The following is a 10,594-nucleotide window of genomic DNA, read 5'->3' as shown; positions in this document are numbered from 1 at the left end:
ACTCATTCACACGGCATGGGGGCGTGACTGATGGCCGGACGCGACCGCAAAAACTCCCTGAAGGCGCTGTTCGGTGGTGAGGGCCTGACCCCGCCGGCGACCGATCCGGCGCCGGAAACAAAATCGGAGCCGAAGGCCGAGCCTGCGGCGCCGCATGCCCGCACGTCATCCGGTGCGATCAAGGCCATGGGCCTGTCGCTGTCGTCGATCACCCGCGAGGCGGAAGAGGCCAAGGCGCTTCGCCAGGCGCTGGAGGAGGGCGAACGCGTCGTTGCGCTGGAAACTGACCGCATCGACTCGTCGTTCATTTCCGACCGCCTGAGCGATGCGGAGCGGGACGATCCGGATTTCCTGGCGCTGGTCGATAGTATCCGCGAAAACGGCCAGCAGGTGCCGATCCTTGTGCGTCCGCATCCCGAACAGACGGGCCGCTATCAGGTCGCCTATGGTCATCGCCGGCTGAAGGCGGCGGTGCGCCTCGGCGCGACGGTCAAGGCGATCGTCAAGGGACTGAGCGACGACGAGCTGGTGCTTGCCCAGGGCAAGGAAAACGCCGAGCGGCGCAATCTGAGCTTCATCGAGCGGGCGCTGTTTGCCAGTGCGCTGGTCGAGCGCGGCTTCGACCGCAAGGTGATCGGCGATGCGCTCGCGGTGCAGAAGAGCGAGCTCTCGCGCCTGCTGCAGGTCGCCGACAGCGTGCCGGTTCAATATGTGCGGGCCATCGGGCCGGCGCCGAAGGCCGGACGCGAGCGATGGATGGCGCTTGGCCAGCTGTTTGCCACCGGCGGCGGGGCGGCGATCGAGAAGGCCGTCGACGAGGTTCATTCGGAAAAATTCAGGTCGGCCGACAGCGACCGGCGCTTCCAGATGCTGTTCGAGCGTCTGACGCGCAGCCGTCGCCGTCCGGATCCGCGCATCGAGGACCTGACCGGTCCTGATGGCAAGGTGTTTGCCCGCGTCAACCGCAAGGGCAAGGGCGTGAAGATCGAATTCCAGGCGACTGTGGATGCAGGCTTCATTGCCGCGCTCACGGAGCGGCTGGACCAGGATTACGCTGCCTTCCTGAAGGCGGGCGGCACAAAGGACAACGACTGATTCGGCCGGGCTGAGGCCCGCCGATGGTTGCGTGAAGCGAAGGAAAGGAAGCGCGGAGACAAGAAAAAAGGCCCCCAAAACGTCACCATTTCGGAAGCCCTCTTCTTATGTAGCAATTCGAGAGAATCACTTCCGCACGGCAAAGTCAAGAGTCGGGGACAGGTTTGTGCCGCCGGCCAGCGTCAGTTCGCCCTGAAATCGGTGCGTCCACGGGACCGTCTTGCCTCTCATCAGAGGACCTGACGATGACTGACAATATTGCGACGACGCCTTTCGGCGGCGGCAGGATGAGTGCGCGCGTTTTCGCCCGCCAGACTGCCGTTTCCAGGAGGCAGGAAGCCCTGCGCGCAGGCGAGGGCGGAAACGATACCGGCAAGGCCGACAAATGGCAGCTCCTGAGAGCCCTGACCGAGGCACGCTTCGCTTTTGGGCTTGGCGATCGCACGATCTGCCTGCTCGAAGCGCTTGTAAGCTTCACCAATGAACGCGAACTGGACGGCAGCCAGCCGATCATCGTCTTCCCGTCGAACCGGGAACTGTCGATGCGGGCCCGCGGCATGGCACCGGCGACGATCCGGCGCCATCTGGCGGCCCTGGTCGATGCCGGCATGATCTTCCGCCGTGACAGCGCCAATGGCAAGCGCTACGCTCGCCGTGACGACACGGGGCAGGTGGAGGATGCGTTCGGCTTCGATCTGGCGCCCCTGGCGCTCAAGGCGGCGGAGATCCACGCTGCGGCGGAAGAGGAGCGTCTCCGTGCCCGCCAGGAACGCGCCCTGCGCTCGGAAGTCACGCTGCACCAGCGCGATATCTCCAAGATCATTGCCTGCGCGCTCGAAGAGGGCAGGGGCGGCGACTGGCTTGGTTATACGGAGCGTCTGGCCGCCATTGCAGGACGATTGCCGAGACACGCGGCGCTCGAAGTTCTGTCGACACGCCGGGATGAACTCGCCAGATTGCGGACTGAGGTGGAAAACACTTATCTATCAATGCTTTCTGAAGAAGAAATGAGCGGCAATGACGCTCATAACGAGCGCCATATTCAGAATTCAAATACAGACTCTCCAATTGAATTAAACGGCTATGACCTAGGTCGTGCGGGAACCGCTGCGGAACCAAAGCCAGCGCCGGAGCAGAAACTGGCGGTGAGCCTTGCCAGGGTGAAGCGAATTTGCCCGCAAATCGGTGATTATGCCCGAAACGGGATCTCCTCTTGGGCCGATCTGATCGTGACGGCCGATCTGGTGCGCTCCATGCTCGGCATTTCGCTCGACGCATGGCAGAAGGCGAGGGCGGCCATGGGTGAGCAGGCGGCGGCGGTCGTCGTGGCGATGATGCTCGAACGGGCGGAAAGCATTCGATCGCCCGGCGGATATCTCCGAGATCTGACCCAGAAGGCCGAGAAACTCGCCTTCAGCATCTTCCCGATGCTTCAGGCGCTCGAACGGTCGAAGGAATAGGTCAGTGCACCCGCTTCACCTTCATGTCGGTCAACAGCGGATAGCTGACGATGACGACGAGCGGCAGCGCGAGGATGAGGCCGGCTGCGACGCCGAAATGGGCAAACAGCAGCGCGCCGAACACGCCGCCGGAGAAAAACAGCGAGACGAGGCTGGCGAGCAGTCCGAGTTTGGCCCGGTCGGCGACGACGGGAGCAGGGGAGGCGGGGCCTGGATGCGGCGGATTGCGGTAAAGCGCCTTGCCGAGTTCGATCCCGATGTCCGTGACCATGCCGGTCACATGGGTGGTGCGGATGCGGGCGCCGGACAGCTTGGTAATCATGGCGTTCTGCAGGCCCATGACGTAGCAGAGCAGCATGATGATCGCGATGGCGGAGTGCAGCGCCGAACCCTCGGGCAGCAGGTCGGAACCGGCGAAGGCGAGGAGAAGGACGGCTTCCAGCGCCAGCGGCAGGGCGTATTGCGAATAGAGATCGCGGCGGCGGGCCCAGTTGATGAGGATGGCCGAGCTGGCCGCGCCGAGGATGAAGGCGACGAGGCCGGCAAATCCATGCAGGAACAGCACGAGATTGCCGATCACCAGGTTGTCTGCCAGCGACGAGACGATGCCCGACATGTGCGAGGTGTACTGGTGCACGGCCATGAAGCCGCCGGCATTCGCAGCACCCGCGATCAGGGTCAGAAGAAAGGCGAGGTGGCGGTCGCTCCGCTCGCTGCGGTCACGGCCGGCAAGGCTTTTGAAATAGCTGCGCATGGAAGTCCCGGGAAATCTGATCCAGTGATACGCCTGAGGCCGGGTGGACGCAAGCCATGCTAGCGTTCCCGGCCAGGCGCGGAAATCTGCGAGAGGAATTCGTTGGAAATCGCCTCGACGATGGCGGCATCCGCGCCACGGGAGGGAACAAGAACGAAATCGACCTGTTCGAGCTGAGGCAGGCGGGAATTGCTCAGTTCCTCGAGCCCGCTTTCCACCATGCTGCGCGGCTGGACGAGGACGCCCATGCCGGCGCGCGCTGCTGCCACCAGCCCGGTCAGGCTCGGGCAGGTGCAGACGATCCGCCAGGCAATGCCGTGGGATTCCAGTGCCTCGAGCGCGACACGGCGGGTGATGCTTGGTGGTGGATAGGCGATCAGCGGCAGGATGTCGCCGGGGTTGAAGGGAAAATTGCGGCTGCGGGCCATCCAGACCAGCGGTTCGCGGTAGAGCAGCCGGCCCCGGGCATCGTCCTTCATGCGCTTGGCCAGAACGAGATCGAGTTCGCCGCGGCCCTGCTTTTCATAAAGAACGCCGCTAAGGTCGACCGTGAGTTCCAGATCGACCAGCGGATGCAGGCGGATGAAGTTTTCAAGCACGGCGGAAAGGCGCGTGGCGACGAAATCTTCCGAAACGCCGAGCCGCAGGCGGCCGCGCAGCCGCGATTGGTGGAACAGTTCGCGGATCCGGCCGTCCATTTCGACCATGTCGCGGGCATGACCGATCAGCAGTTCGCCATCCGGGGTCAACCGGACGGCGTGGGTGGTACGCCAGATCAGCTGCTTGCCGAGTTCGTCTTCCAGGCGCTGCAGATGCTGGCTGACGGTCGACTGGCTGAGGCCGAGACGGGCGGCGGCGAGCGTGAAGCTGCCGGTCTGCTGCAGGGCGATGAAGCTGGAGAGGTGGGTGAGATTCAGCATTATTGCGTTTCGCGATAATTGTTAGCGTTTGTATCGTGAAATATGATGACCTAGATTGCCGATGTTCGCAATCTCAATGTCCTGGAAGACCATGCGCCGCTTTCTGCCCGATACCTTCACCCTTCTTCTCGTCCTGACAGTGGCGCTTGCCTCGCAACTGCCGATTAGCGGCGCGCCGGCGGCCTGGTTCTCGGTCGCGACCAAGGTGGCGATCGCGGTCTTGTTCTTTCTGCACGGGGCGCGCCTGTCGCGCGACGTCGTGGTGGCCGGCATCCTGCACTGGCGGCTGCACATCGTCATCCTGGCCGTGACCTTCGGCGTCTTTCCACTGTTGGGTCTGGGGATCGGCTTTGCGGTCAAGGACATGCTGCCGCCTACGCTGTTCATCGGATTTCTCTATCTCTGCACCCTGCCATCGACCGTGCAGTCGTCGATCGCCTTCACCTCCATGGCCGGAGGTAATGTTCCGGCCGCAATCTGCGCCGCGTCCGCCTCCAATCTGGCCGGCATGATCCTGACCCCGCTGCTCTGCGGTCTGCTTCTCCAGGCCGGCGGCCATTCCGGCGTGTCAATGGATGCGGTGCTGCAGATCTTCACGCAGTTGCTCCTGCCCTTTATCGCCGGCCAGATCCTTCAGCCCTGGATCGGCGACTGGGTGCGCGCCCGCAAGAAGCTCTTGATGCCGATCGATCGCGGCTCGATCCTGATGGTGGTCTATGGCGCCTTTTCCGAAGCGGTGATCGAGGGCGTGTGGCACAATTTCTCGCTCGGTGACCTCGGCCTCGTTGTCGTTCTGGACATGGCATTGCTCGCCTTCGTGCTGGCCTTCACCATGTTCGGCAGCCGGGCTCTGGGCTTCTCGCGCGAAGACGAGATCACCATCACCTTCTGCGGTTCGAAAAAGAGTCTCGCCTCGGGTGTCCCCATGGCGAATGCGATTTTTGCGGGCCAGCCGGTCGGCGCCATCGTTCTGCCGATCATGCTGTTCCATCAGATCCAGCTGATGGCCTGCGCCGTGATTGCCCAGCGCTACGCCCGAAAGGCGGTTGAGGACGCCCCGGTTGCAGTTTCCGTAAAATAGGATGAAACTCCTTTCCGGCCAATGCGTTATGTCCCAGACGAGTTGACTGCAGTCAACTTTTCAGCTTGGCTTGCCTGAAGCGCGCGACCGGCCCCGGTTGTCCGCATCGATAAACCGGAAATGGAAATATCATGGCGCTGCGTCGTATCGAAGTCCTTGCCGAAGAGCGATATGCGGACCGCATTTCATCAATCGCCGATCGGTTCAATGCGCTGGAATACTGGTCCCTGCCGGCCGAAAAGGAAGGCAGGCGGCTCTATTACCTGCTGCTCGGCCGCTGCGACCGACAGGAACTCCTCGACGCGCTCCAGAATGCGGTTGGAAACAGCGACGGCAGCCGGGTGATGGTGACCGCCGTCGAGGCGACGATCCCGACGGAGGACGAGGAGGAGAGCGAGGAGGAGAAGGCCGAGCGCAAGCGCGAGAACCGCGAAGCGACGCGTGAGGAGATCTATACCCAGGTCTCCCATGGTGCGGATCTCAATTACAATTACATCCTGCAGACGATCCTCTCGACCGTGGTGGCCTCGATCGGTCTGATCGAAGGCAATATCGCCGTGGTGATCGGTGCCATGGTGATTGCACCGCTGCTCGGTCCGAACCTCGCATTTTCCTTTGGCGTCGCGCTCGGCGACGGCAAGATGATGCTAAGGGCCATTCTGACCGGTGTCGCGGGTCTCGGCGCCGCGCTGGTCCTGAGTGCAGGCATCGGACTTCTGGGGCATTTTCCACTGGATTCGCCGGAGCTTCTGTCGCGCACCCGGGTCGGCTTCGACGGAATTGCGCTGGCGCTCGCCTCCGGTGCGGCGGCGGTGCTGTCGATTACGGCCGGACTTCCGACCGCGCTCGTCGGCGTCATGGTCGCCGTGGCGCTGCTGCCGCCGGCGGCCGCGGCCGGCATCATGCTCGGCGCCCGCGAATACTACAACGCCAGCGGTGCCATGCTGCTGCTGATCGTCAACATTGTCAGCGTCAATCTGGCCGCGGTGCTGGTGTTCCGCACGCAGGGGATCAAGCCGCGCACATGGCTGGAGCAGCGCTCGGCCCGGCAATCCGTTGTGGTCAGTCTCGCCGTCTGGACAATGCTGCTGATCGTGATGGGCGTCGTCATCTTCTTCCGCAAACCGGTCTAGCGCCCGGCTTGCCGGCAGGGGAGGGGATCTAAAGTCCGCCCTTGACCCGACGCAGCGAGACCGAAGACTGGATCGAGGCTATGCCGGGGATCTTGGTGAGCTTGCCGGTCAGGAAGTGCTCGTATTCGCGCAGGCCCGGCGCCAGCACGCGCAGCAGATAATCGTTCTCGCCCGTCATCAGCCAGCAGTCGACCACTTCCGGGTGCTTCATGATCTCGGTTTCGAACGACGTCAGCTGGGCGTCGACCTGGCGGTCGAGCTTGATCGACAGGAATACGGCGACCGGCAAACCGATCTTTTCCTCGTCGAGCCTCACCGTGTAGCCGGCGATGAAGCCTTCGTCCTCGAGACGGCGGAGGCGGCGCAGGCACGGGGACGGGCTGAGGCCGACCTTCTCGCTCAGCTCCTGGTTCGAAATCCGGGCGTTCTTCTGCAGCTCGCGCAGGATGGCGCGATCAATCTTGTCCAGTTCGCCCTCGTTGGCATCAATCATCACAAATTCCAAATCTTCTGGCAGAATTTTGCGAAAGTTAGCGGCCGGCGGCAGTCTTTGCAAGAAAATCGCCTTTGAAGGGCGATATGCTGGAAGCTTACAGAGACCGGGAGGAGACACGCATGACCGCCAAGGCCGGCACGCAGATTGCAAAGACGAAAGCGCTGAAGGCGCTGGAGAAGAAGATCCTCTGGCTTGCCTGCTGGATGATTGACCAGGCCAACCGCCGGGAGAAGGTCGACGGCGTGAAGGTCGGCGGTCACCAGGCGTCCAGCGCTTCCCTGGCTTCGATCATGGCGACGCTCTATTTCGACGTTCTGCGGCCCGAGGATCGCGTGGCTGTGAAGCCGCATGCCTCGCCGGTGTTTCATGCCATCCAGTACCTCATGGGCAACCAGACGCGCGAGAAGCTTGAAAACTTCCGCGGCTATCACGGCGCGCAGTCTTATCCGAGCCGCACGAAGGACATCGACGATGTGGATTTCTCCACCGGCTCGGTGGGCCTCGGCGTCGGCATCACCGCGTTTGCCTCGATCATCCAGGACTATGTCGCCGCCAAGGGCTGGCTCGATGGCAAGCGCCGGCCCGGCCGGATGATCGCGCTGGTCGGCGACGCGGAGCTCGACGAGGGCAATGTCTACGAGGCGCTGCAGGAGGGCTGGAAGCACGACCTGCGCAATTGCTGGTGGATCATCGACTATAACCGCCAGAGCCTCGATGGTGTCGTTCGCGAAGGGCTCTATGAGCGGATCGAAACCGTCTTCCGCGCCTTCGGCTGGGATGTCGTGACGCTGAAATACGGCGCCCTGCAGCGCGCTGCCTTCGAGGAGCCGGGCGGCGAGGCGCTCAAGCGCTGGATCGATACCTGTCCCAACCAGACCTATTCCGCGCTCTTGTTCCAGGGCGGTGCTGCCTGGCGCAAGCGGCTCCTCGACGATATCGGTGACCAGGGCGACGTGACGGCGTTGATCGAGAAGCGCTCCGACACGGAACTGGCGGCGCTGATGAACAATCTTGGCGGTCACTGCCTGGAAACGCTGAGCGAGACCTTCAATGGCATCGACCACGACCGGCCGACGGCCTTCATCGCCTATACCGTGAAAGGCTACGGCACGCCGCTCGCCGGCCACAAGGACAACCACGCCGGCCTGATGACCTCGGCGCAGATGACGAGCCTGCAGGAGGCGATGAAGATCCGCGAAGGTGAGGAATGGTCGCCCTTCGAGGGGCTGGACCTTTCAGAAGACGCGCTGCGCGGCTTCCTCGATCAGGTGCCGTTCTTTGCCAGAGGGACGCGGCGCTATACCTCGAAAACGGTCAGCGTCCCGGCCGAAGTGTCCGCAAGCCCGGCCGCGCCAAGTGAGGAGATTTCCACCCAGGCGGCGTTCGGCAAGATCCTCGACGGCATTGCCCGCGGCGACAGCGAGCTTTCCGCGCGGATCGTCACCACCTCGCCGGACGTCACGGTTTCCACCAATCTCGGCCCCTGGGTCAACCGCAAGCAGCTGTTTGCGCGCAAGGATCTGGCCGACGTCTTCCGTTCCGAGCGCATTCCGAGCGCGCAGAAGTGGGATTTCTCGCCGAAGGGCCAGCATATCGAACTCGGGATTGCCGAGATGAACCTGTTCCTGCTCTTAGGCGCCGCCGGGCTGTCGCATTCGCTGTTCGGCGAGCGGCTGCTGCCGGTCGGAACGCTCTACGATCCCTTCGTCTCGCGCGGCCTCGATGCGCTGAACTACGCCTGCTACCAGGATGCCCGCTTCATGGTGGTCGGCACGCCATCCGGCGTGTCGCTCGCAGGGGAGGGGGGCGCCCATCAGTCGATCGCGCAGCCGCTGATCGGCATGAGCCAGGACGGTCTGGCGAGCTTCGAGCCCGCCTTTGCCGACGAGCTGGCGATCATCATGGGCTGGTCCTTCGACTACATGCAGCGCGACGGGGAAGGGGACCGCGACGAACGGACCTGGCTGCGCGACGAGACGGGAGGATCGGTGTACCTGCGGCTCTCAACCCGGCAGATCGAGCAGCCGGCCCGCAAGCCAAACCCGCATTTTGCTCGCGAGGTGATCGACGGCGCGACATGGCTGAAGGAGCCGGGGCCGAATGCGGATCTGATCATCGCTTATCAGGGCACGGTCGCGACCGAGGCGATTGCGGCGGCCGGCATGCTGGCCGACAGCCGGCGCGACATCGGCGTTCTGGCGATCACCTCGGCCGACCGGTTGAACGCCGGCTGGCAGGCGGCGCAACGTGCCCGTGCGCGCGGAAATGCGAGTGCGCGGAGCCATATCGAACGCATGCTGGAACCGCTGCCTGCCCATTGCCGCATCATCACCGTCATCGACGGCCATCCGGCGACGCTCTCCTGGCTTGGCGGTGTCGCGGGCCACCGGACCGTCAGCCTCGGCGTCGAGCATTTCGGCCAGACGGGAACAGTTGCCGACCTCTATCGCCATTTCGGGATCGACGCGCAGTCGATCGCCGAGATCGCCACCGGCCTGACGTCCGGCCGGCCGCTAAAGGGGCTTTCGGCAACGGGTTGATCGGCGGAGGCGCTAAAGTCCTGCCGCTTTCGTCAGGTTGACGCGGAAGCGGTCGCGCCGGCGCTGGTAGCGGCGGGTCATTTCCGCTGACGTATGGCCGAGCTGCTTCTGCACATAGCGCTCGTCGACTTCCGCCGAGGAGGCAAGGCCGGCGCGCAGCGAATGGCCGGAGAATAGCCTTACGCGTTCGGCCTCCGGCAGCTCGCCGCGAATGCCGGCGGCGAGCACGGTCTTCTTGACGAGGCGGGCGATTTCCTGATCCTTTAGCCTTTCGGGTCCGACCTCCTTGCCGCGACCGGTGACGCGGCGGAAGAGGGGACCATGAGATATCCTGCCAAGCTTCAGCCAGGTCTCGACGGCATGGACGGGGCAGGTGAGGTCGGAGGAGCCGCGGCCGATCTCGACCTCGCGCCAGCCGGTCTTGCCGCGCAGCGTCACCAGCATTCCCTTGTCGAAGACCTCGATCCAGCCACCGCCATCCTCCGTCTGGTCGCGGCCGCAGTCGAGCGCGACGATTTCCGAGCGGCGCAGGCCGCCGGCAAAGCCGATCAGAAGCATGGTGCGATCGCGCAGACCCCGAAGCGTGCCCCTGTCGAGCGTCTCGACCATGGCGATCAGCTCCTCGGGTAGGATTGCTTCCTTCTGGCGCGGGGGTGCTGCATGACGATTGCGAATGCCGGCAAGCACGGTTGCGATATGGCGGTCGCGGCGGTCGAGCAGGAGCCCGCGCTGCGTGTAGTTCCAGCATAATGCCGACAGCCGTCGCTCGACGGTGGCAACCGAGCTCGCCCGGGCGCGGGGCGCGGCTTCGCCGGACGCCAGGGCGGTGATGTAGAGCCCGACGGTCTGCACATCCGGGGGGAGGGGAGACAGTCCCTGACGCCGGCACCAACCGGCAAAATGCTTCCAGTCGGCCGCATAGGCGCGCTGCGTATTGGCCGAGCTTGAGGCTTCAACGTAGCCGCGGGCGCGCTCGACCAGCGGCGCCAGATGGCCCGGAGCTCCACCCGACAACCCGGAATCCTGCAAATGATCATCCGCCGCCGTGCCGAGAGACGGAGCAGAGTACGGATAGCGATCGTTTTCCGGCATTTGCGGCCTCGGAGAGCTGATTT

9 protein-coding genes are annotated in these 10,594 nt (G+C 63.9%); 5 read left to right on the top strand and 4 right to left on the bottom strand.

The features are described from left to right. The first annotated feature begins 30 nt into the window (after nucleotides 1-30). Nucleotides 31-1,095, top strand: coding sequence for a plasmid partitioning protein RepB (gene repB, locus NN662_RS20840; protein ID WP_261932335.1), 1,065 nt, complete (start codon nucleotides 31-33; stop codon nucleotides 1,093-1,095). Nucleotides 1,096-1,340: 245 nt separating this feature from the next. Further along, nucleotides 1,341-2,555 (top strand): plasmid replication protein RepC, encoded by a 1,215-nt coding sequence (gene repC / locus NN662_RS20835; protein WP_261932334.1) that lies wholly within the window; start codon nucleotides 1,341-1,343, stop codon nucleotides 2,553-2,555. A 1-nt stretch (nucleotide 2,556) separates the two neighbouring features. On the opposite strand, the gene NN662_RS20830 is transcribed toward repC, so the two are convergent. Both NN662_RS20830 and NN662_RS20825 read right to left on the bottom strand, forming a co-directional pair. Then, a complete protein-coding gene (locus tag NN662_RS20830; RefSeq protein ID WP_261932333.1) occupies nucleotides 2,557-3,309 on the bottom strand; it encodes a YoaK family protein in 753 nt (250 codons plus the stop codon). A gap of 59 nt (nucleotides 3,310-3,368) precedes the next feature. Then, entirely contained in the window at nucleotides 3,369-4,229 is an 861-nt protein-coding gene (locus NN662_RS20825) for a LysR family transcriptional regulator (RefSeq protein ID WP_261932332.1), read from the bottom strand. Between the two features lie 91 nt (nucleotides 4,230-4,320). On the opposite strand from NN662_RS20825, the gene NN662_RS20820 reads away from it, so the two are divergent. Beyond that, nucleotides 4,321-5,310, top strand: coding sequence for a bile acid:sodium symporter family protein (locus NN662_RS20820; RefSeq protein WP_261932354.1), 990 nt, complete (start codon nucleotides 4,321-4,323; stop codon nucleotides 5,308-5,310). 131 nt (nucleotides 5,311-5,441) lie between these two features. Further along, nucleotides 5,442-6,443 carry a TIGR00341 family protein gene (locus tag NN662_RS20815; protein ID WP_261932331.1) on the top strand — a complete coding sequence of 334 codons (1,002 nt, stop codon included), beginning with the start codon at nucleotides 5,442-5,444 and terminating at the stop codon, nucleotides 6,441-6,443. 28 nt (nucleotides 6,444-6,471) lie between these two features. Here NN662_RS20815 and NN662_RS20810 read toward each other — a convergent pair whose 3' ends face one another. After that, the gene (locus NN662_RS20810; protein ID WP_261932330.1) at nucleotides 6,472-6,936 is read right to left on the bottom strand and encodes an Lrp/AsnC family transcriptional regulator; all 465 of its coding nucleotides are present in this window, start codon (nucleotides 6,934-6,936) and stop codon (nucleotides 6,472-6,474) included. Nucleotides 6,937-7,058: 122 nt separating this feature from the next. On the opposite strand from NN662_RS20810, the gene NN662_RS20805 reads away from it, so the two are divergent. Further along, a complete protein-coding gene (locus NN662_RS20805) occupies nucleotides 7,059-9,479 on the top strand; it encodes a transketolase (RefSeq protein WP_261932329.1) in 2,421 nt (806 codons plus the stop codon). Between the two features lie 12 nt (nucleotides 9,480-9,491). Here the strand turns inward: NN662_RS20805 and NN662_RS20800 are convergent, their stop codons facing one another. Continuing rightward, entirely contained in the window at nucleotides 9,492-10,571 is a 1,080-nt protein-coding gene (locus NN662_RS20800; RefSeq protein ID WP_261932328.1) for a site-specific integrase, read from the bottom strand. Nucleotides 10,572-10,594: the final 23 nt, after the last annotated feature.

It is taken from the genome of Rhizobium sp. NRK18, assembly GCF_024385575.1.
Taxonomy (GTDB): Bacteria; Pseudomonadota; Alphaproteobacteria; order Rhizobiales; family Rhizobiaceae; genus JANFMV01.
This window is presented reverse-complemented; position numbering and strand designations above follow the sequence as displayed.